The sequence below is a fragment of the Cereibacter ovatus genome (assembly GCF_900207575.1).
Classification (GTDB): Bacteria; Pseudomonadota; Alphaproteobacteria; order Rhodobacterales; family Rhodobacteraceae; genus Cereibacter_A; species Cereibacter_A ovatus.
Genome location: NZ_OAOQ01000006.1, coordinates 24,889 through 45,316 on the forward strand (window position 1 = coordinate 24,889; position 20,428 = coordinate 45,316).

Annotated in this window: 16 protein-coding genes; 10 read left to right on the forward strand and 6 right to left on the reverse strand. The window is 66.0% G+C overall.

Annotation, left to right across the window (positions count from 1 at the left end):
* Positions 1-89 precede the first annotated feature (89 nt).
* Positions 90-1,217, forward strand: a complete 1,128-nt coding sequence (gene prfB, locus CRO07_RS08665; RefSeq protein WP_097030303.1) for a peptide chain release factor 2 — start codon at positions 90-92, stop codon at positions 1,215-1,217.
* 106 nt (positions 1,218-1,323) lie between these two features.
* Complete coding sequence (locus tag CRO07_RS08670) at positions 1,324-2,100, forward strand: DUF2189 domain-containing protein (protein WP_097030304.1); 777 nt, start codon at positions 1,324-1,326, stop codon at positions 2,098-2,100.
* Positions 2,101-2,176: 76 nt separating this feature from the next.
* On the opposite strand, the gene CRO07_RS08675 is transcribed toward CRO07_RS08670, so the two are convergent.
* The 3 genes from CRO07_RS08675 to CRO07_RS08685 form a co-directional block, all read right to left on the reverse strand.
* On the reverse strand, positions 2,177-2,683 hold the full coding sequence (locus CRO07_RS08675) for a bactofilin family protein (RefSeq protein WP_097030305.1): 507 nt from the start codon (positions 2,681-2,683) through the stop codon (positions 2,177-2,179).
* Positions 2,673-4,010, reverse strand: coding sequence for a M23 family metallopeptidase (locus tag CRO07_RS08680; RefSeq protein ID WP_097030306.1), 1,338 nt, complete (start codon positions 4,008-4,010; stop codon positions 2,673-2,675). The genes CRO07_RS08675 and CRO07_RS08680 overlap by 11 nt, the downstream gene beginning before the upstream one ends.
* A gap of 231 nt (positions 4,011-4,241) precedes the next feature.
* Positions 4,242-4,703, reverse strand: coding sequence for a peroxiredoxin (locus CRO07_RS08685; protein WP_097030307.1), 462 nt, complete (start codon positions 4,701-4,703; stop codon positions 4,242-4,244).
* Between the two features lie 93 nt (positions 4,704-4,796).
* Between CRO07_RS08685 and CRO07_RS08690 the strand changes: the two genes are divergently transcribed.
* From CRO07_RS08690 to uvrA, 6 genes are all read left to right on the forward strand, one after another.
* A complete protein-coding gene (locus CRO07_RS08690; RefSeq protein ID WP_097030308.1) occupies positions 4,797-8,081 on the forward strand; it encodes a YhdP family protein in 3,285 nt (1,094 codons plus the stop codon).
* 21 nt (positions 8,082-8,102) lie between these two features.
* The gene (gene queA, locus CRO07_RS08695; protein ID WP_097030309.1) at positions 8,103-9,140 is read left to right on the forward strand and encodes a tRNA preQ1(34) S-adenosylmethionine ribosyltransferase-isomerase QueA; all 1,038 of its coding nucleotides are present in this window, start codon (positions 8,103-8,105) and stop codon (positions 9,138-9,140) included.
* 308 nt (positions 9,141-9,448) lie between these two features.
* Positions 9,449-10,687 (forward strand): MFS transporter, encoded by a 1,239-nt coding sequence (locus tag CRO07_RS08705; protein WP_097030311.1) that lies wholly within the window; start codon positions 9,449-9,451, stop codon positions 10,685-10,687.
* A gap of 57 nt (positions 10,688-10,744) precedes the next feature.
* Positions 10,745-11,320 carry a DUF924 family protein gene (locus CRO07_RS08710; RefSeq protein WP_097030312.1) on the forward strand — a complete coding sequence of 192 codons (576 nt, stop codon included), beginning with the start codon at positions 10,745-10,747 and terminating at the stop codon, positions 11,318-11,320.
* Between the two features lie 63 nt (positions 11,321-11,383).
* On the forward strand, positions 11,384-12,778 hold the full coding sequence (gene lpdA, locus CRO07_RS08715; protein ID WP_097030313.1) for a dihydrolipoyl dehydrogenase: 1,395 nt from the start codon (positions 11,384-11,386) through the stop codon (positions 12,776-12,778).
* A 144-nt stretch (positions 12,779-12,922) separates the two neighbouring features.
* Complete coding sequence (gene uvrA, locus CRO07_RS08720) at positions 12,923-15,781, forward strand: excinuclease ABC subunit UvrA (protein WP_097030314.1); 2,859 nt, start codon at positions 12,923-12,925, stop codon at positions 15,779-15,781.
* Between the two features lie 150 nt (positions 15,782-15,931).
* On the opposite strand, the gene CRO07_RS08725 is transcribed toward uvrA, so the two are convergent.
* On the reverse strand, positions 15,932-16,135 hold the full coding sequence (locus tag CRO07_RS08725; RefSeq protein WP_097030315.1) for a YgaP family membrane protein: 204 nt from the start codon (positions 16,133-16,135) through the stop codon (positions 15,932-15,934).
* Between the two features lie 95 nt (positions 16,136-16,230).
* Positions 16,231-16,887 (reverse strand): Crp/Fnr family transcriptional regulator, encoded by a 657-nt coding sequence (locus tag CRO07_RS08730; protein ID WP_097030316.1) that lies wholly within the window; start codon positions 16,885-16,887, stop codon positions 16,231-16,233.
* A 474-nt stretch (positions 16,888-17,361) separates the two neighbouring features.
* On the opposite strand from CRO07_RS08730, the gene CRO07_RS08735 reads away from it, so the two are divergent.
* Entirely contained in the window at positions 17,362-17,841 is a 480-nt protein-coding gene (locus CRO07_RS08735; RefSeq protein ID WP_176504527.1) for a VPLPA-CTERM sorting domain-containing protein, read from the forward strand.
* A 54-nt stretch (positions 17,842-17,895) separates the two neighbouring features.
* Here CRO07_RS08735 and CRO07_RS08740 read toward each other — a convergent pair whose 3' ends face one another.
* The gene (locus CRO07_RS08740) at positions 17,896-19,395 is read right to left on the reverse strand and encodes a CoA-acylating methylmalonate-semialdehyde dehydrogenase (protein WP_097030318.1); all 1,500 of its coding nucleotides are present in this window, start codon (positions 19,393-19,395) and stop codon (positions 17,896-17,898) included.
* A 90-nt stretch (positions 19,396-19,485) separates the two neighbouring features.
* On the opposite strand from CRO07_RS08740, the gene CRO07_RS08745 reads away from it, so the two are divergent.
* Positions 19,486-20,394 carry a LysR family transcriptional regulator gene (locus tag CRO07_RS08745; RefSeq protein ID WP_097030319.1) on the forward strand — a complete coding sequence of 303 codons (909 nt, stop codon included), beginning with the start codon at positions 19,486-19,488 and terminating at the stop codon, positions 20,392-20,394.
* Positions 20,395-20,428: the final 34 nt, after the last annotated feature.

Genomic DNA, 20,428 nt, shown 5'->3' on the forward strand with positions numbered 1-20,428 from the left:
ACCTGCTTCCTTCCGTCCGGCAGCCGGCCTTGCCCGCCTGTCGCCTTCGCGCTATCACCCGCGCCTGAACCGTTCCGAGGATCCCTCTCATGCGCACCGAGACCCAGTATCAAGTCGAGGCCATCAAGCGTTCGCTGGAATTGCTGGCGCAGCGCATGGACCTTGAGACCGCGCCGCATCGGCTGGAAGAATTCGATGCGATGATCGAAGACGGCAACCTGTGGAACGACCCGGCCCGCGCGCAAAAGCTGATGCGGGAACGTCAGGCGCTGATGGACCAGTTGTCGACCTATCGGCTGATCGACAGCGGATTGCGCGACAATGTCGAGTTGATCGAGTTGGGCGAGGCCGAGGGCGACGAGGAAATCGTGACCGAGGCCGAAGCCGCGATCCGCGCGCTGGTGGAAACCGCCCGTGCCAAGGAACTTGAGGCGCTGCTGGACGGCGAGGCCGACCGCAACGACACCTTCCTTGAAATCAACGCCGGCGCGGGGGGCACGGAAAGCTGCGACTGGGCCTCGATGCTGGCGCGGATGTATGTCCGCTGGGCCGAGAAGAAGGGCTACAAGGTCGAGCTTCAGTCGGAAAACGCGGGCGAGGAAGCCGGGATCAAGTCGGCGGCCTACAAGATCAGCGGGCCGAACGCCTATGGCTGGCTGAAATCGGAAAGCGGCGTGCACCGTCTGGTGCGGATCTCGCCTTATGATTCGGCGGCGCGGCGGCACACCTCGTTCAGTTCGGTCTGGGTCTATCCGGTGGTCGATGACAATATCGAGATCGACATCCCGGCCAACGACATCCGTATCGACACCTATCGGTCTTCCGGGGCGGGCGGGCAGCACGTCAACACCACCGACTCGGCGGTGCGGATCACCCACCTGCCCACCAATATCGTCGTGACCTCGTCGATGAAGTCGCAGCACCAGAACCGCGAGGCGGCGATGAACGCGCTGAAGGCGCGGCTTTACCAGTTGGAACTGGACAAGCGGAACGCCGAGATCAACGCCCAGCACGCCGCCAAAGGCGAAGCGGGCTGGGGCAATCAGATCAGATCCTATGTGCTGCAACCCTACCAGATGGTGAAGGATCTGCGCACCGGGGTCGAAACCTCGGACACGCAGGGCGTTCTGGATGGCGATCTGGACCGCTTCATGGCGGCGACGCTGGCGCAGGATGTGGCCGGCAAAAGCCGGGCCGAGGCCAACGCCGGCGACTGACGCGCGGGGCAGGCCGCTCACGACTAAAAGATGAGATGGAGAATCATCTTGGATGGTGGGTGGCGGCTGGACTATTCTTCTCGCTTCGAGAAGGAGGGGTCTCGGCATGTCACAGGGCTATTCTGAACCCGAAGCCGTGGTTCCCGGGGTGCGCATCCTATCCCCGGACGATCTGCGCTTTGTGCTTGTGGCTGGAATGCGGGATTTTGCCCGCGCCCCGGCATTCGGTCTGTTTTTCGCCGCCGTCTATGTTCTTTGTGGCTGGATCATCGCCTATGCGCTGATGTCCACCGGAAATTTCTGGTGGATCCTGCCGGCGGCGGCGGGCTTTCCCATCCTTGGCCCGTTCATCGCCTGCGGTCTTTACGAGGTCAGCCGGCGGCGTGAGGTCGGAGAGCCGCTGATCTGGTCCGAGGTTCTGGGCGTCATCCGGCGCCAGAAGGATCGGCAGATCCCGTCGATGGCCGCGGTGGTGGTCATCTTCTTTCTGTTCTGGAACATCGTCTCGCATATGGTCTTTGCGCTGTTCATGGGAACGCAGCCCATGGTCAACATCTCGAATTCATTCGAGATTTTCATGACAGCAAATGGCCTGACGCTGCTGGCGGTCGAGATTCTGGTGGGGGCGGTGTTCGTTTCGGTCCTGTTCTCGCTGACCGTGGTCAGCCTGCCGCTGCTGCTTGACCGCGAGGTGGATTTTGTCACTGCGATGCTGACCAGCACAGACGTGGTGCGGGCCAATCCGGTTCTGATGTTGTCCTGGGGCATCACCATCGGCGGCGCGCTGTTCTTTGCGATGCTGCCGGCCTTCCTGGGGCTGCTGGTGGTGCTGCCGGTGCTGGGCCATGCAAGCTGGCATCTGTATCGCCGGGCGCTGGACTGACGCGGCGGGATCTCGCCGGGCCAACAGAAAGGGCGCCCGAAGGGGCGCCCTGTGTCGATCCGACGGCGAAACCGGATCAGACGTCGGCGGGCTTGGCCGCCTGCGGGGCAGCAGCGGCCGGGGCGGCAGGCTTGCCGCTTTGCAGCGGGTCTTCCTGACGCTGGACCGAACCTTCGAAATGGGCACCCGATTCGATGGCGATGGTCTTGTGAATGATGTCGCCCTCGACCCGCGCGGTCGAGGTCAGCCGCACCTTCAGACCGCGGACGCGGCCGATCACACGGCCATTCACCACGATGTCATCAGCCACGATTTCGCCGCGAATCGTGGCGCTTTCGCCCACGGTCAGCAGATGGGCGCGGATATCGCCCTCAACCGTGCCTTCGACCTGAATATCGCCGGTGGTGCGCAGGTTTCCGACCACCGTCAGGTCCGACGACAGGACCGAGGCGGACGGCTTCGGTTTCGGCGCGCCGGGCGCAAACTCGGTCGAGGGCTTCTGCACGGGTGCTTCCTGATTCCTGGGACGGTCGCCTTCGCCCTGTTTGGGGCCCGGCTCGTTGATTCTGCTCTTAGAAAACATCTTTCGCCGCCTTGATGAAGGTCATCGGGTTGACGGGCTTGCCGCTGACCCGAACCTCGTAGTGAAGATGGGTGCCGGTAGACCGGCCTGTGTTGCCCATATCACCGATCCGGTCGCCACGCGATACCCTTTGTCCCACCTTCACGCGGATCTGGGACAGATGACCATAGACGGTCTCGATCCCGAAGTCGTGTTTCACCTTGACCATGCGGCCGTAGCCGTTGGCCCAGCCGGCTTCCGTCACCACACCGTCGCCGGTCGTGACGATCGCCGTCCCGGTCGATCCGGCCATGTCGATCCCTTCATGGCTGCGACTGCCGCGACCGAACGGGTCGCTGCGTCCGCCAAAACCCGACGTATACCGGAACCGGCCATCAACCGGCATGGCAAAGGGCGCCTTGGCCGCGGCCAGCCGATACAGGTTCATCCGGTCAAGGCCGGTCAGGATCTCGTTCGCGCGGCGCTCTTCCTCGGTCAGGTCGCCACCCTTGGTCGAGATCGTCAGCCCCATCGGCCCGCCCTGACCGGAATAGCCGCTGCGCACCCGCTTCAGCAGGTCATTCGTCGACAGGCCCGCCGCCCGGAACATCTTGTCCAGCGGCTCCATCGAGACGGTGACGGCTTCTTCCAGCCGGGTGAAAATCGCATCGTTCCGCGCGATCAGTTCGGCCTTTTCCTGACGGACGGCATCGGTTTCCTCTTTCGCCATCAGCACGGCATGGGCCATGTCGTCGCGCTGGCGGGCGGTGGCGGCCAGCGTGCCGGTCAGATGGTCAAGCGTGGCCAGCGTGTCGGCTGCGCGCGAACCGTCGGTGCGGGTCGAGCCGGTCTGCTCGGCCAGCGCAAGCGTCATGCGTTCGGCCGTTGCGCGGGCTTCGTCGCGTTCCTTGATCGTGCGCAGCAGGGTGTCCTGAATCACGTCGATCCCGGTTTCCAGTTCCGTCCTGCGGTCCTCGGTCGCCAGCAGCGCGGTCTGCATCTTCGAGACTTCGGCCAGCGCAAGGTTGAAGCGTTCCTGCGCGCGGACGGCTTCTTCGGCGCGGCGGTCCCGGTCGGCCGACAACGCGTTCAGACGAGATTCGTAAAGCGCCTGCTGACGCTGTGTCTGGTCGCGCGCGGTCCCGTTCGAGATCGAATCCATCAACAGGATCGAGGTGGCGACGATGGTCCAGCTGACCAGAACGGTGCCGCCGGCGAGGGCCGCGGCCTGTGTCATCGGTCGAAGCCGGATGAAACGCGTATCGCTATCGGATTTCAGGAACAGCCGGCGTTCCGGCAGGATGCGTTCAAGCGTCGAGTTGATCCGATAGTGAAGTCGCGTCAGCACCGGTCGGCCCCGTTCGTTGTTGCGCGGTGACGATCCTTTGCCGGCGCGGGGCCGGCCTTCCTGTCCCCGGGCCAGTGACTAGCCATCGGCCGGCCATGCTGCAACCCGTTTGGCCCTTCGGATGAAGCGACAGGCGAAACCCCGCCCGTCCGGGCAAAAAACCGCCGAGATCGATCGGCCGGCGGGGTCTTGGGGTGGTCTGCGGCGACATTCCGCCGCAGACCGCCCCGGTCAAAGGGCTTGCGCCGCGGCCAGAACCTGCGCGGCGTGGCCGCGCGCGGTCACCTTGCGCCAGACCTGCGCCACCTTGCCTTCGCCGTCGATCAGGAAGGTCGATCGTTCGATGCCCATATAGGTCTTGCCATACATGCTTTTCTCTTTCCACACGCCGTAATCCTCGGCGGTGGTGGTGCCTTCGTCCGACGCAAGGATGATGCCAAGGCCGTGTTTGGCACAGAACCTGTCGTGCGACTTCACGCTGTCCTTCGAGATGCCGATGACGGTGGTGCCGGCGGCGGCAAAATCGGCGGCCAGCGCGGTGAATTCCTGCGCCTCCAGCGTGCAGCCCGAGGTGTCGTCTTTCGGGTAGAAATAGACCACCACCTTGCCGGGCCGGAACGAGGCCAGCGAGACGCTTGTCCCGCCATCGCGCGGCAGGGTGAAGTCGGGGGCGGGCTGGCCGGGGCTGGTCATGGGCGGCTCCTTGCTGAGGGTGGGGTCACGCCTGTTTTAGTTGCCTTCGGGCACCGATAAAGGCAAGCCCGGGTTGACGAAAGCAGGGGGCGCATGACCGAGGACGGCAACCGGGCGGGGACAGAGGCCGGCGGGCGGACCCGCAGGGGCCGGGCGTCGCTGTGGCTGTTGCTCAGTCTGGCGCTGCTGGCGGCGGCGTCTGGCTTCGGGCTGCTGGCGGTGACGGGGCGGCCCCTGACGCTTCCGGTCTGGGCGGTGGCCGAGGCCGAGGCGCGGCTGAACCGTGCGCTGGCGCCTGCTTTGTCGGTCTCTCTGGGGGGCGTGGTGGTGACGGTCGGCACCGACTGGGTGCCGCGGGTGCGACTGGACGACATGCGGCTGTTGCAGCGCGACGGGCGCACGCTTCTCAGCCTGCCCGAGGCGCGGGTGTCCTTCGATCCGGGGGCGTTGATGCGGGGGCGGGTGAACCCGCGCAGCATCGTGCTGTCGGGGGCGCGGGTCACGCTGCGGCGGCTGCCGGACGGGCGGTTCGATCTTGCGCTTGGCGGGCAGGGTGGCGACCTGCCGGTGTCGAGCTATGCCGAGTTGCGCGCCGCGACCGACCGGATCTTTGCCCTGCCGGTGCTGGCAGACCTGCGCCGGATCGAGGCCGAGGCGATGACGCTGACGCTGGATGATCGGCGCGCGGGGCGCAGGTGGCAGGTGGGCGACGGCCGGCTGGCGCTGGCGAACGGACCCGACCGGCGGGCGCTGGAACTGGCGCTGACGCTGCATGGCGGGCCGGGTCGGGCGCCGGCGCAGGCGGTTCTGACCTTCGTCACCACGCCCAACAGCCCCGAGGCGCGGCTGTCGGCGCAGGTGGTCCGCGTGGCCGCCGCTGACATTGCGGCGCAGGCGCTGCCGATCGCCTGGCTTGAGGTTCTCGATGCCGCGCTGTCGGGCCGCTTTGCCGCGGCGCTGGATGGCGAGGGACGGCTGACCCGGTTGGAGGCCGAGCTTGACAGCGATGCCGGCGCGCTGCGCCCGACGCCCGAAGCCCGGCCCATCGGCTTTGACCGTGCGGGGCTGGCCTTTGCCTATGATCCCGCGATTGAGCGGATCAACCTGACACGGCTTGCGGTGCAGGGGCCGTCGCTGCGGCTGAAGGCATCCGGTCACGCCTATCTGCCCGGGGTTTCCGCCGGCCTGCCCGATGCGCTGCTGGCGCAGATCCGGTTTCAGGATGCCAGCGCCGACCCCGAGGGGCTGTTTGAAAGCCCGGTTCACTTCTCGGAAGGCGCGCTGGATCTGCGGATGCGGCTTGATCCGTTCCGGGTCGAGATCGGCCAGCTGGCGCTGGTCGAGCAGGGGCGCAGGCTGTGGGGGCGGGGCAGCGTCTCGGCCGACGCCGATGGCTGGCGCGTGGCTTTCGATATGGGGCTGAACCGGATCGCGCATGGCGATCTGCTGGCGCTGTGGCCGCTGTCTCTGGTGCCCAAGACGCGGAAATGGGTCAGCCAGAACGTGCAGGAAGGCCAGCTTTTCGAGGTGAAGGCCGGCCTGCGCATGGCGCCGGGCACCGAACCGCACCTGTCGCTGGGCTATGAATTCCGCCGGGGCGACGTGCGCTTCCTGAAGACGCTGCCGCCGATCGAAGAGGGGTCGGGTTATGCCGTGATCGAGGATCGCCGCTATCTGATGGTGCTGGAAGAGGGCCATGTCACCCCGCCACAGGGCGGCCCGATCCGCGTCACCCGCGGCCTGTTCGATGTGCCCGATGTGACGCAGCGCCCGGCGCTCGCGCATGTCCGCATCAACAGCGAAAGTGGCGTCACCGCGGCGCTGTCGCTGCTGGATCAGCCGCCGTTCCGCTTTCTGGAAAAGGCCGGCCGCCCGGTCGATCTGGGCGAAGGGCGTGCGGTGATGGAAACCGAACTGCACTTGCCGCTGAAGCCGAAGGTCGCACCGCAAGAGGTTGATTTTACAGTAAAAGGCGTGGTGTCCGATTTCCGTTCGGATCGGCTGGTGCCGGGCCGGACCATCGTGGCGCCGCGGCTGTCGCTTGCGGCCGACCGCAAGGGGCTGGAAGTGGCGGGCGCGGGCCGCCTTGGCCGGGTGCCGTTCGAGGCGACATGGCGGATGGCCTTTGGCCCCGAGGCCAAGGGACGGGCGGCGCTGGATGGCCGCGTCACGCTGACGGCCGAGGCCGCGGACGAGTTCCGCCTTGGGCTTCCCGCAGGCGCGGTCAGCGGCAGCGCGCCGGCGCAGGTTTCGGTCGCGATGCAGAAGGGGGGGCCGTCAAGGCTGACCCTGACATCCGATCTGGCGGGGCTGGCCCTTGGGCTGCCCGCGCTTGGCTGGTCGAAACCGGCCGGGGGCGCGGGCCGGCTTGAGGTGCAGGCCACGCTGGGCAAGCCTGTGTCGGTGGATCGGCTGGTGCTGGAAGGCGGTGGGCTTTCCGCCTCGGGCCGGGTGGCGATGCGCGGCGACGGCACGCTGGATGCGGTGCGGCTGGACCGGGTTCGGCTGAACGGCTGGCTTGATGCGCCGGTGACGCTGGCAGGTCGCGGTGCCGGCAAGGCGCCCGAGGTGCGGGTTCAGGGCGGGACGGTGGATCTGACACGGCTGAAGCCGGGCGGTGGCGGCGGGGCGGGTGGCGGCGCGCCGGTTCCGATCCTTGCGCGGCTGGATCGGGTTCAGGTCACCGGCGGGATCGCGCTGACCGGATTCGAGGGCCGCTTTGGCACGCAGGGCGGCTTTAACGGCACCTTCCGCGCGCAGGTGAACGGGCGCGCCGCGGTCGAGGGCATGGTGGTGCCGATGCACGGGCGCAGTGCCGTCCGGCTGACGTCGGCGGATGCGGGCGGGGTGCTCGCCTCGGCCGGGATCTTCCCCGATGCGCGGGGGGGGCGGCTGGATCTGCATCTGACGCCTTCGGGGGCGTCAGATTACATCGGCCGGGCGCAGGTGGCGCAGTTCCGCGTGACCAACGCGCCGGTTCTGGCGGCGCTTCTGAATGCGGTGTCGGTGGTGGGGCTGCTGGAACAGCTGAATGGCGAGGGGTTGCTGTTCTCGGACGGGGACGCCGAGTTCCGCATCACCCGCGGCGCGGTCGAGATCGGGCAGGCGGCCGCGGTGGGGGCCTCGATGGGGGTGTCGCTGGCCGGCGTCTATCGCGCATCGGACCGGATGCTGGACTTGCAGGGGGTGATCTCGCCGATCTATCTGCTGAACGGTATCGGATCGTTCCTGACCCGCCGCGGCGAGGGGCTGTTCGGCTTCAACTATACCGTGCGCGGATCGGCCGACCGGCCCGCGGTTTCGGTCAACCCGCTGTCCATCCTGACGCCCGGCATGTTCCGCGAGATCTTCCGCCGGCCGGCCCCCGTTCTGCAATGACACCCCCTTCGCGATGAACCGATGAAACTTTCCGATTTCGATTTCGATCTGCCCGAGTCGCTGATCGCGACCCGCCCCGCGCGCCCCCGCACCGCCGCACGGCTGCTGCTGGCCGAGGGCGACACCATCCGCGACCTGCATGTGCGCGATCTGCTGGACATCTTTCGCCCCGGCGACCGTCTGGTTCTGAACAATACCAAGGTGATCCCGGCGCGGCTGTCGGGCACGCGCTGCCGCGGCGATGCGGTGGCGCGGGTCGAGGTGACGCTTCTGGAGCCCGCCGCACAGGGCTGGCGCGCCCTGGCCAAACCGCTGCGCAAGCTGAAACCGGGCGAAGAGATCCGGTTCTCGCCCGATCTGTCCGCCACCGTGGCCGAGAAGGGCGATACCGATCTGCGGCTGGTCTTCAACCTGACGGGCGAGGATTTCGACACCGCACTGGCGCAGGCGGGCGCGATGCCCTTGCCGCCCTATATCGCGGCCAAGCGCGCCCCTGACGCGCAGGATCATAAGGATTACCAGACCGTCTTTGCCCGCCATGCGGGGGCGGTGGCGGCGCCCACCGCCTCGTTGCACTTTGACCGCGAGTTGCTGGCGGCGCTGGCGGCGAAGGGGATCGGCTTTACCGAAGTGACCCTGCATGTCGGCGCGGGCACCTTTCTGCCGGTCAAGGTCGAGGATGTGACCACGCACCGGATGCATGCCGAATGGGGCGAGGTGACCGAACAGGCCGCGGCCGAGATCGCGGCGACCAAGGCCGCGGGCGGGCGGGTGATCCCGGTGGGCACCACCGCGCTGCGGCTGATCGAAAGTGCCGCCGCCGATGGCCAGATCCGCCCGTGGCGCGGCAAGACCGATATCTTCATCTATCCCGGCTACCGCTTCCGGGTGGCGGATGCGCTGATGACCAATTTCCACCTGCCGAAATCGACGCTGCTGATGCTGGTCTCGGCGCTGATGGGGCCCGATCGCATCCGGCGGATCTATGATCATGCGCTGCACGAGGGCTATCGGTTCTTTTCCTATGGCGATGCCTCGCTGCTGATCCCGAAGGGGTGACGCGGCGGATGCTGCGCGGGCCGCGCCACGGCCGCCGGCAGGCGCCGACCGACCGGAAGGGGCGAAATACGCCAAACGGCCGAAACATCGGTGTCGGCTGCTCACTGGCACGGCGGATCGATGCGATGGGGCGAAATACGCCAAACGGCCGAAACATCTGCGCCGCCAGCATCTTGAGCTTTGATCTGCCGACCGACCGGATGGGGCGAAATACGCCAAACGGCTGAAACGGCACGAAACATGTCGCCTTCCTGCAGCAGCCCGCGGTGACGCGTGTTAGCTTGGGTGCCCGAATCGCGGAGCGTCTCATGTTGAAGGTTCTTGCCGGCACCTGGCCCCTGTTGCTGGGGGTGATGCTGTTGATGGTGGGCAACGGCCTTCAGGCCTCGCTGCTGGGGATCCGCGGCGCGATCGAGGGCTTTTCGACCACCGAGCTTTCGGTGGTCACCTCGGCCTATTTTCTGGGGTTTCTGATCGGCTCGCGCACGGTGCCGGGGATGATCCGGCGCGTGGGCCATGTGCGGGTGTTCGCGGCGCTGGGGGCGATGATCTCGGCGGTGCTGGTGATGTATCCGGTTCTGCCGGAATGGACGGTCTGGACCGCGCTTCGGGTGGTGATCGGCTTCAGCTTTTCCGGGGTCTACATCACCGCCGAAAGCTGGCTGAACAACACCGCATCGAACGATACGCGGGGGCAGGCGATGTCGGCCTACATGATCGTGCAGATGATCGGCATCATCGCCAGTCAGGCGCTGCTGAACGCGGGCGATCCATCGGGGTTTGCGATCTTCGTCATTCCTTCGGTGCTGGTGTCGCTGGCCTTCATGCCGATCCTGCTGACGGCGATGCCGGCCCCGCGGTTCGAGACCTCGCGCCGGCTGTCCTTTGCCGAGCTGTTCCGGATCTCGCCGCTGGGGGTGGTGGGGATGCTGCTGGCGGGGGGGATCTTCTCGGCCATGTTCGGCATGGCCTCGGTCTGGGGCACGCTGGAAGGGCTTTCGGTGCGCGAAATCTCGATCTTCATCGGGGCGCTCTATGTGGGCGGGCTGTTGTTGCAATATCCGGTGGGCTGGGCGTCGGACCGGATGGACCGGCGGCAACTGATCCTTGGCCTTGCGGTGGTGGCGGGCGCGCTGATGGCGGTGACGGTGCTGCTTCAGCCGGGCTTCGGGGGGCTGATCGTGGTGGCGCTGCTGCTGGGCGGGATCACCAACCCAGTCTATTCGCTGCTGATTGCCTATACCAACGACTTCCTTGGCCACGAGGATATGGCCGCGGCCTCGGCCGGGCTTTTGTTCATGAACGGGCTGGGGGCGATCGGTGGCCCGCTGGTGACGGGCTGGATCATGGAACAGACGGGCCCGCAGGGATTTTTCCTGTTCATCGGTCTGCTTTACGCGGGCCTTGCGCTTTATGCCGGCTGGCGGATGACGCGGCGCGCGGCCCCCGCGGTGGCCGATACCGGCGCCTTCGCCAGCGTGGCGCCGACCGCCTCGGCGCTGGCGGTGGGCCGGGTGATGGCCAAGGGGCAGGACAGCACCGACTGACCTTGCCGCCCCCGGCCCGAGATGTCAGGCTGACGCCGTGGCGGTCAGGAGACAGAGATGGCGGACGATCCGGTGGCGGTGCTTGACTTCTGGCTGGGCGAGGTCGGCCCCGAGGGCTGGTATGCCGTGGACGAGGCGGTGGACGAGGCGATCCGCGATCGTTTCGGCGATCTGTGGCAGGCGGCGCGCGATGGCGGGCTGGATCACTGGTGCGAGGGCACGGTGGGCAGCCTTGCCTTCCTGATCCTGACCGACCAGTTCCCGCGCAACATGTTCCGCGGCCGACCCGAGGCTTTCGCCACCGACCCGCTGGCGCGCGAGGCCGCGAAACGGGCGGTGGCGGCCGATTGGGATCTGGGCGCCCCCGAGCCGGAACGGCAGTTCTTCTATCTTCCGCTGGAACATTCCGAGGATGCCGCCGATCAGGCCGAAGCCGTTCGCCTGTTTTCCGAACGGATGCCCGAGACCGGCGCCGAAGGGTTGCTTCATGCCCATGCCCATGCCGCGATCATCGCCCGCTTTGGCCGGTTTCCGTTCCGCAATGCCGCGCTGGGGCGCGACTCGACGCCCGAGGAACAGGCGTTCCTGACCGAGGGCGCCTATGCCGCCGAGGTTCGCCGCCTGCGTGGCTAGGCTGGCGTTGCGTGGGTGCCGAAAATGGTTTAGGGCCAAACTACTTTTTCCAGGGAGGCGAGAATGCCCGCAAAGTCCTTCGACGTGATCGTGATCGGTGCCGGTCCGGGCGGGTATGTCAGCGCGATCCGGGCGGCGCAGCTTGGGCTGAACGTGGCCATCGTCGAGCGGGAAAACCTTGGCGGGATCTGCCTGAACTGGGGCTGCATCCCGACCAAGGCGATGCTGCGCTCGGCCGAGGTGTTCCACCTGATGCACCGCGCGAAAGAATTCGGCCTGAAGGCCGAAGGGATCGGCTACGACCTTGATGCGGTCGTCAAACGCTCGCGCGGGGTGGCAAAGCAGCTGTCGTCGGGCGTGGCGCATCTGATGAAGAAGAACAAGGTGACGGTGGTCATGGGCGCGGCGACCCTGTCCGCCCCCGGCCGTGTCAGCGTCAGGACCGACACGGGCACCGAGGATCTTCAGGCGGCATCCATCGTCATCGCCACCGGCGCGCGGGCGCGCGAATTGCCGGGGCTTGAGGCCGATGGCGATCTGGTCTGGACCTATCGCCATGCGCTGCAACCGAAACGGATGCCGAAAAAGCTGCTGGTGATCGGGTCCGGCGCCATCGGGATCGAATTTGCCAGCTTCTTCAACACGCTGGGCGCCGATACCACGGTGGTCGAGGTGATGGACCGCATCCTGCCGGTCGAGGATGCCGAAATCTCGGCCTTTGCGAAAAAGCAGTTCCTGAAGCAGGGGATGAAAATCCTTGAAGGGGCCACGGTGCGCAAGCTGGACCGCGCGCCGGGCAAGGTCTCGGCCCATATCGAAAGCGGCGGCAAGACCGAGGTGACGGAGTTCGATACCGTGATTTCCGCCGTGGGGATCGTCGGCAATGTCGAGGGGCTGGGGCTTGAGGCGCTGGGGGTGCGGATCGACCGCACCCATGTGGTGACGGATGAATTCTGCCGGACGGGTGTGCCGGGGCTTTATGCCATCGGCGACATCGCCGGTGCGCCGTGGCTGGCGCACAAGGCCAGCCATGAAGGCGTGATGGTGGCCGAACTGATCGCGGGCGGCCATCCGCATCCGATCAAGCCGGGCTCGATCGCCGGTTGCACCTATTGCCAGCCACAGGTGGCGAGTGTCGGGCTGACCGAGGCGCGTGCCCGGGAAAAGGGCTATGAGGTCAAGGTTGGCCGTTTCCCCTTCATCGGCAACGGCAAGGCCATCGCACTGGGGGAGGCCGAGGGTTTCGTGAAAACCGTCTTTGACGCCAAAACCGGCGAACTTCTGGGCGCGCATATGGTCGGCGCCGAGGTGACGGAACTGATTCAGGGCTTTGTCATCGGCCGCGCGCTGGAAACCACCGAGGCCGACCTGATGGAGACGATCTTCCCGCATCCCACGCTGTCGGAAATGATGCACGAGTCGGTCCTGGACGCCTATGGCCGCGCCCTTCATTTCTAGGTGGCGCGTTCCTGCCTGCTATGGGGCAGGGCCGTGAAATAATCCCTGCCATCCGCCAGAAGTTCATCTATTGTTCACTTCTGGCGGTTGGAGACTCGGCCGCGTTCCACTATCTCTGCCGTCCAGACAGTCGGGGGCAAGGCCATGGCCGAACAGAAGTTCATCTCGGTGCGGGGCGCCCGCGAACACAACCTCAAGGGTGTCGATATCGACATCCCGCGGGATCAGCTGGTGGTCATCACCGGCCTGTCGGGGTCGGGCAAGTCCAGCCTTGCCTTTGACACGATCTACGCCGAAGGTCAGCGCCGCTATGTCGAAAGCCTGTCGGCCTATGCCCGGCAGTTCCTTGACATGATGGGCAAGCCGGATGTGGACCATATCTCGGGCCTGTCGCCGGCCATTTCCATCGAGCAGAAGACGACCTCGAAGAACCCGCGCTCAACCGTCGGCACGGTGACCGAGATCTACGACTACATGCGCCTTCTGTGGGCGCGGGTCGGCACGCCCTACAGCCCCGCGACCGGCCTGCCCATCGCGGCGCAGCAGGTGCAGGACATGGTCGATGCGGTGATGGCAATGGAGGACGGCACCCGCGGCTATCTGCTGGCCCCCATCGTTCGCGACCGCAAGGGCGAGTATCGCAAGGAATTTCTGGACCTTCGCAAGCAGGGCTTTCAGCGCGTGAAGGTGAATGGCGCGTTTTACGAACTGGACGAGCCGCCGACGCTGGACAAGAAGTTCCGCCATGACATCGACGTGGTGGTGGACCGGATCATCGTCCGCGAAGGGATCGAGACCCGGCTGGCCGACAGCTTCCGAACCGCGCTGAACCTTGCCGATGGCATCGCGATCTTCGAGACCGCCCCGGCCGAGGGCGAGCCGCTGCGCACCACCTTCTCCGAAAAGTTCGCCTGTCCGGTTTCGGGCTTTACCATCCCCGAAATCGAGCCGCGGCTGTTTTCCTTCAACGCGCCCTTCGGGGCCTGCCCGGACTGTGACGGGCTGGGGGTCGAGCTGTTCTTTGACGAACGCCTTGTGGTGCCGGATCAGGGCCTGACCCTGAAACTGGGGGCCATCGCGCCTTGGGCCAAGTCGAAATCGCCCTATTACGCCCAGACCATCGAGGCGTTGGCAAAGCACTATGGCTTTGATCCGAAGAAGAAATGGAAAGACCTGCCGGAAAAGGCGCGCGAGGTGTTCCTGCGGGGCTCGGGCGACGAGGAGATCACCTTCCGCTATGACGAGGGCGGGCGGATCTATCAGGTCAGCCGCAGCTTCGAAGGTGTGATCCCGAACATGGAGCGCCGCTACCGCGAGACCGACTCGGCTTGGGTCCGCGAGGAGTTCGAGCGTTATCAGAACAACCGGCCCTGCCATACCTGCGGCGGCTATCGCCTGAAACCCGAGGCGCTGGCGGTCAGGATCGGTGGCCTGCATATCGGGCAGGTGGTGCAGATGTCGATCCGCGAGGCCCATGCCTGGGTCGAGACCGTGCCCGCCAGCCTGACCGCGCAGAAGAACGAGATCGCCCGCGCGATCCTGAAGGAAATCCGCGAACGTCTGGGTTTTCTGGTCAATGTCGGCCTTGACTATCTGTCGATGAGCCGCGCCGCCGGTACCCTGTCGGGCGGCGAAAGCCAGCGTATTCGGCTGGCAAGCCAGATCGGATCGGGCCTGACGGGGGTGCTTTATGTGCTGGACGAGCCGTCGATCGGCCTGCATCAGCGCGACAACGACCGGCTGCTGGGCACGCTGAAAAACCTGCGCGATCAGGGCAATTCGGTGCTGGTGGTGGAACATGACGAGGATGCGATCCGCGAGGCGGATTACGTCTTTGACATCGGCCCCGGCGCGGGTGTGCATGGCGGGCAGGTGGTGGCGCAGGGCACCCCCGCCGAGATTGCGGCCGATCCGGCCAGCCTGACCGGGCAGTATCTGTCGGGCGCGCGCGCGATCCCGGTTTCGGCCGAGCGGCGGCCGGGCAACGGCAAGCAGCTGACGGTGGTCAAGGCCAGCGGCAACAACCTGCGGGATGTGACGGTGGATTTCCCGCTGGGCAAATTCGTCTGCGTGACCGGGGTCTCGGGCGGCGGGAAATCGACCCTGACCATCGAGACGCTTTACAAGACCGCGGCGATGCGGCTGAACGGCGCGCGCGAGACGCCGGCGCCCTGCGAGACGATCAAGGGGTTCGAGCATCTCGACAAGGTGATCGACATCGACCAGCGGCCCATCGGTCGCACGCCGCGTTCAAACCCGGCGACTTACACCGGGGCCTTCACGCCGATCCGCGACTGGTTCGCGGGGCTGCCCGAATCCAAGGCGCGCGGCTATCAGCCGGGGCGGTTTTCGTTCAACGTCAAGGGTGGGCGCTGCGAGGCCTGTCAGGGCGACGGTGTCATCAAGATCGAGATGCACTTCCTGCCCGATGTCTATGTGACCTGCGAGACCTGCAAGGGGCATCGCTACAACCGCGAGACGCTGGAAATCAGGTTCAAGGGCAAGAGCATTGCCGATGTGCTTGAGATGACGGTGGAAGATGCGCAGGAATTCTTCCAGGCGGTGCCCAGCATCCGCGAGAAGATGGATGCGCTGATGCGGGTTGGCCTTGGTTATATCAAGGTGGGACAGCAGGCGACAACGCTGTCGGGCGGCGAGGCGCAGCGGGTGAAGCTGTCGAAGGAGCTGGCCCGGCGGGCCACCGGGCGGACGCTTTACATCCTGGACGAGCCGACGACGGGTCTGCATTTCGAGGATGTGAAGAAGCTTCTGGAAGTGCTGCACGAACTGGTCGATCAGGGCAATACGGTCGTGGTGATCGAGCACAATCTGGACGTGGTGAAGACCGCGGACTGGATCATCGATATCGGTCCCGAGGGCGGCGATGGCGGCGGCACGGTGGTGGCCGAAGGCACGCCCGAGACGGTGGCCGAGGTCGAGGCGTCGCATACCGGGCGCTATCTGCGCGACATGCTGAAGCCGAAGCGGCTAGCGGCGGAGTAGCGCCGCTCGGGGGCATCGAGCCCCGCTTGCGCCGCGCTGCCGCGGAATGGGTCGAGGTGGCGGTGCCGGGGGCTGCTGTCGAGCCTCCGGCGGGGATATTTGGGCCAGAATGAAAGCGGTGAGGCGGCGGGGGCGCCGCCTCGGTCTGTGTCAGTTCTTGGTCGGGCAGGTGTTGATGCCGACGATCGAATAGAGCGGGCAGGTCGACAGCAGGCCGGTGGCCAGCGGCACGATGCCGATCAGCAGGAACATGCGGTAGCTGGCTTCGGGCAGCAGGAAGAAGCCTGCCAGCAGCGCGAGGCCCACGACGATGCGAAGAATGCGGTCGATGCCGCCGACGTTGGTCTTGAACATGGTATGTCCCTTTACCCTGAGTCACCCCGCCGGGCGGGGAATGTCGCGACTGTAGGGACAGGGGTGGGTTCGGTCTGTGACGAGGTCACCTTGGGTCAGTCGGCGCTGTCGGCTGCGGCGACCCGTCGCAGCGCGGCGGGGTTGAGCAGATGCACCCGGCCGCGGTCTGTCCGCACCCATCCGCGGCGGGCGAACTGGTCGAGGCGGCGCGAGACCACCTCGCGCGCGGAGCCGATGCGGGTTGCGAGTTCGGCCTGGGTGGCGGTGACCTCGTCTTGCGAGGCCATGGCAATCAATGTGCTGGCGAGGCGGCTTTCGACGCGCTGGAAGGCCACGCGTTCGAGAAGATGCATCATGCTTTGCATCCGGGTGGCGAAGGCGGTGAAGACGAAGCCGCGGAAGGTGGCAGACTCGTCCATCAGCCGCAGGAAGGTGGCTTTTGGAATGATGACGGCGGTGACGTCGGTGGCGGCGATCGCCTCGCCTGTGTAGTCCTCGCCGCCCATCAGGCCGAGGGTGGTCTGCACGCAGGACTGGCCAGGTTCGACCGCATAGAGCAGGATCTCGCGCCCGGTGGGGCCGGTCAGGAACACCTCGACCCGGCCGGACAGGACGACAAGGAAGCCCTGTGCGGCGTCGCCCGGATGGAACAGCGCAGTCCCTTGCGGGATTCGGGTCTGGCGCAGCGCATCAAGCCGTGTGCGGGATTCGGGCAGGAGGCCGGTCAGGCCGGCAAGGTCGATCCAACTCATGGAAGCTCCATCATGTTGGGCTGACTGGACGGCTTTCGGGGCGCGGGGTCAAGACGATCGGTGCGGCGGTGCGGACCTTTTCGGCGGGGCGGATCCGGGTGGAGTGGAGTCGCATGTGTTTGTGCGATGATTTCGCGGCACTTTCTGCCGAGCCTTGCTTGTTGGCCGGGCGGACGCCGTCGGGGCGAAGTGGCCGCTCGATGCCTGTTCCGAGAAGGGTGTGTGTGGCGGGCGGGGCGGGTGGACGGTTGGCTGTGCCGATCACCGCATGCACGCGCGAGTTGCGCAAAGGTGCCAATTTTTATTGAGAAAACCCGAAAATGTGTTATCAAAGTGGTGATAATTTGACTGTAAGGGGAATTTTTCATGAGACGAATATTGCTTAGCGCGGGGGCTGCCATCGCCTTTTCGGTCATGGCATCTGCCGGTGCCGGCGCCGCGACCTTCAGCGAATGTGCGACCGGAACGCTTGAAATGGTCGATTCGGCCTACGACTGCACGATCTCGGACAATTTCGATCAAGATTTTCTGAACACGGATCCGTTGACGGTCAACATGGCGCCGGGCTTCTTCGATGTCACCGACTGGATGTTCGTGGGCAAGGACAAAAAGGGCAAAATGGAGGGCCAATCCGGCACGTTCGATTTCACCGCGGCCGTCGAGGCGCTGTCTTACAGCGTTGACAAGCTGATGCTGGTCTTCAAGGATGGTAGCGGCACGACCTTGGTCGGGTTTCTTGTGACCGAGACGGCGGGTATGTGGCAGTCGCCCTTTACCGCGGATAACTTCCCCGATGCTCCCGGCATCCGTGGCGGTCCGAAGGACGTCTCGCACATCAGCCTTTATGCACAGGAAGGCGAGCCGCCGGTCGTTCCGCTGCCGGCTGCGGGCTGGCTGCTGCTGGCCGGTGTTGGTGGGCTTGTGGCGATGCGCCGGAAGCGCAAGGACGCCTGACAGGCACCCTGTCAGAATGGGATGGGGCGGCCGATGTGGCCGCCCCTTTCCGTTTCAGTCCATCGCCTTGAAGTTGAAGGCCGAGCCTTCGCGGATCCCCGAGGGCCAGCGCGAGGTGATGGTTTTTGTCCGCGTGTAGAAGCGGAAGGCGTCGGGGCCGTGCTGGTTCAGGTCGCCAAAGGCCGATTTCTTCCAGCCGCCGAAGGTGTGATAGGCCAGCGGCACCGGGATCGGCACGTTGATCCCGATCATGCCCACGTTCACCCGGTTGGCGAAATCGCGGGCGGTATCGCCGTCGCGGGTGAAGATCGCAGTGCCGTTGCCGTATTCGTGGTCCATGGCAAGGCCAAGGGCTTCCTCGTAAGAGGCGGCGCGGACGGTCGACAGGACGGGGCCGAAGATTTCCTTGCGGTAGATGTCCATCTGCGGGGTGACGTGGTCGAACAGGTGCGGGCCGACGAAAAAGCCGGTCTCGTAGCCCTGAAGCGAGAAGTTGCGGCCGTCGACCACCAGTTTCGCGCCCTGCTCGATGCCGGAATTGACGAGGCGCAGGATGTTTTCGCGCGCCGCAGCCGTGACAACGGGACCGTAGTCCACATCATTGCCGGCGGTGTAGGGGCCGACTTTCAGCTTTTCGATCCGCGGGATCAGCCGTTCGATCAGCGCGTCGGCGGTGGCATCGCCCACCGGCACCGCGACCGAGATCGCCATGCAGCGTTCGCCCGCCGCGCCATAGCCGGCGCCCACCAGCGCATCGGCAGCCTGATCCATGTCGGCGTCGGGCATGATGATCATGTGGTTCTTGGCGCCGCCGAAGCATTGCACGCGCTTGCCGTTCGCACAGCCGCGCGAATAGATGTATTCCGCGATCGGGGTCGAGCCGACGAAACCCACCGCCTGAATGGTCGGGTTGTCAAGGATCGCATCCACCGCTTCCTTGTCGCCGTTCACCACTTGCAGCACGCCGTCGGGCAGGCCGGCCTCCTGGAAGATTTCGGCCAGCATCAGGGGCACCGAGGGGTCGCGCTCGGACGGCTTCAGGATGAAGGCGTTGCCGGCGGCAAGGGCCGGGCCCATCTTCCACAGCGGGATCATGGCGGGGAAGTTGAACGGCGTGATGCCGGCGGCCACGCCCAGCGGTTGGCGCATCGAATACATGTCGATGCCGGGGCCGGCGCTGTCGGTGAACTCGCCCTTCAGCAGATGGGGGGCGCCGATGCAGAACTCGATCACCTCAAGCCCGCGCTGCACGTCGCCCTTGGCGTCGGGCAGGGTCTTGCCGTGTTCGCGGGAAAGCGCCTCGGCCAGCTTGTCCATGTCGCGGTTCAGCAGGCGGACGACCTCCATCATCACGCGGGCGCGGCGCTGGGGGTTGGTGGCGCCCCATTTCACCTGCGCTGCGGCGGCCGAGGCCACGGCGGCGTCCAGCTCGGCCTTTGAGGCCAGCGGCACGCGGGCCTGCACCTCGCCGGTGGCCGGGTTGAAGACATCGGCAAAGCGGCCCGACGTGCCGCGGGTGTGTTTGCCGTCGATCCAGTGGCTAAGCTCTTCCATGGAATCCTCCCTGATGTGGCGGCAGGATAGGCTTGCGTTTTTGCCCGATAAAGCCGCAAGTTTCCAAAAAGGTTTTGCAGGATTGCATGGATGGACTGGGACGATCTGCGCGTGTTCCTTGCGGTGGCGCGGGCGGAAAGCCTGTCGGGGGCGGGCAAGGTGTTGAAACTGGACCCGGCGACGGTCGGGCGGCGCATTGCGCGGCTGGAACAGGCGGTGGGGGCGCGGCTGTTTGCCAAAAGCCCGCAGGGCTATGCGCTGACCGAGGAAGGCCAGCGGGTGCGCGCCCATGCCGAGCGGGCCGAGCAAGCCATGGCCGCCGCGGTCGAGGAGGTGCAGGGCGCCTTTGGCCTGTCGGGGCAGATCCGGATCGGGGCGCCGGATGGATGTGCCAACTATCTGCTGCCGCAGGTGCTGACCGCGATCTGCGATGCCAATCCGGGGCTTGAGGTGCAGATCGTGGCCCTGCCGCGGGTCTTCAACCTGTCCAAGCGCGAGGCCGATATGGCCATCGGCGTCAGCCGCCCCGAGGCCGGACGGCTGCGGGTGCAGAAGCTGGCGGATTATCGGCTGCATCTGGCCGCCCACCGCGCATATCTGGCGCAGCACAAGCCAATCCGCACGTTGGAGGATCTGCGGGCGCATCGGCTGGTGGGTTATATCCCCGACATGATCTTCGACAAGGAACTGGACTATCTGAAGGGCATCGGCGCGGGGGCGGTGCCCTTCGCGTCGAACTCGGTCTCGGTTCAGTTGAACTGGCTTCGGGCCGGCGCCGGGGTCGGGATCGTGCATGATTTCGCGCTGCCGGCGGCACCCGAACTGGTGAAGGTGCTGCCCGAACTGCTCAGTCTGACGCGGACGTTCTGGCTGATCCGGCATCAGGACGATGCCCGGACCGAGCGGATGACCCGGTTTGCCGATGCGCTGGTGCAGGGGATACGCCGCGAGGTCGCGCGACTCGAGGGCATGACTCGCGCGGAAATTGCGTTACATTGATTCCCGGACAGAGAAAATCGGGAGGAGATCCGCC

What these genes read in the sequence shown, in the direction of transcription:
- CRO07_RS08730 (WP_097030316.1), bottom strand. Translation starts at nt 16,887, where the DNA reads ATGAGTTGGATCGACCTTGCCGGCCTGACCGGCCTCCTGCCCGAATCC.
- CRO07_RS08710 (WP_097030312.1), top strand. Translation starts at nt 10,745, where the DNA reads ATGGCGGACGATCCGGTGGCGGTGCTTGACTTCTGGCTGGGCGAGGTC.
- CRO07_RS08685 (WP_097030307.1), bottom strand. Translation starts at nt 4,703, where the DNA reads ATGACCAGCCCCGGCCAGCCCGCCCCCGACTTCACCCTGCCGCGCGAT.
- CRO07_RS08745 (WP_097030319.1), top strand. Translation starts at nt 19,486, where the DNA reads ATGGACTGGGACGATCTGCGCGTGTTCCTTGCGGTGGCGCGGGCGGAA.
- lpdA (WP_097030313.1), top strand. Translation starts at nt 11,384, where the DNA reads ATGCCCGCAAAGTCCTTCGACGTGATCGTGATCGGTGCCGGTCCGGGC.
- prfB (WP_097030303.1), top strand. Translation starts at nt 90, where the DNA reads ATGCGCACCGAGACCCAGTATCAAGTCGAGGCCATCAAGCGTTCGCTG.
- CRO07_RS08735 (WP_176504527.1), top strand. Translation starts at nt 17,362, where the DNA reads ATGGTCGATTCGGCCTACGACTGCACGATCTCGGACAATTTCGATCAA.
- CRO07_RS08740 (WP_097030318.1), bottom strand. Translation starts at nt 19,395, where the DNA reads ATGGAAGAGCTTAGCCACTGGATCGACGGCAAACACACCCGCGGCACG.
- uvrA (WP_097030314.1), top strand. Translation starts at nt 12,923, where the DNA reads ATGGCCGAACAGAAGTTCATCTCGGTGCGGGGCGCCCGCGAACACAAC.
- CRO07_RS08725 (WP_097030315.1), bottom strand. Translation starts at nt 16,135, where the DNA reads ATGTTCAAGACCAACGTCGGCGGCATCGACCGCATTCTTCGCATCGTC.
- CRO07_RS08705 (WP_097030311.1), top strand. Translation starts at nt 9,449, where the DNA reads ATGTTGAAGGTTCTTGCCGGCACCTGGCCCCTGTTGCTGGGGGTGATG.
- CRO07_RS08690 (WP_097030308.1), top strand. Translation starts at nt 4,797, where the DNA reads ATGACCGAGGACGGCAACCGGGCGGGGACAGAGGCCGGCGGGCGGACC.
- queA (WP_097030309.1), top strand. Translation starts at nt 8,103, where the DNA reads ATGAAACTTTCCGATTTCGATTTCGATCTGCCCGAGTCGCTGATCGCG.
- CRO07_RS08675 (WP_097030305.1), bottom strand. Translation starts at nt 2,683, where the DNA reads ATGTTTTCTAAGAGCAGAATCAACGAGCCGGGCCCCAAACAGGGCGAA.
- CRO07_RS08670 (WP_097030304.1), top strand. Translation starts at nt 1,324, where the DNA reads ATGTCACAGGGCTATTCTGAACCCGAAGCCGTGGTTCCCGGGGTGCGC.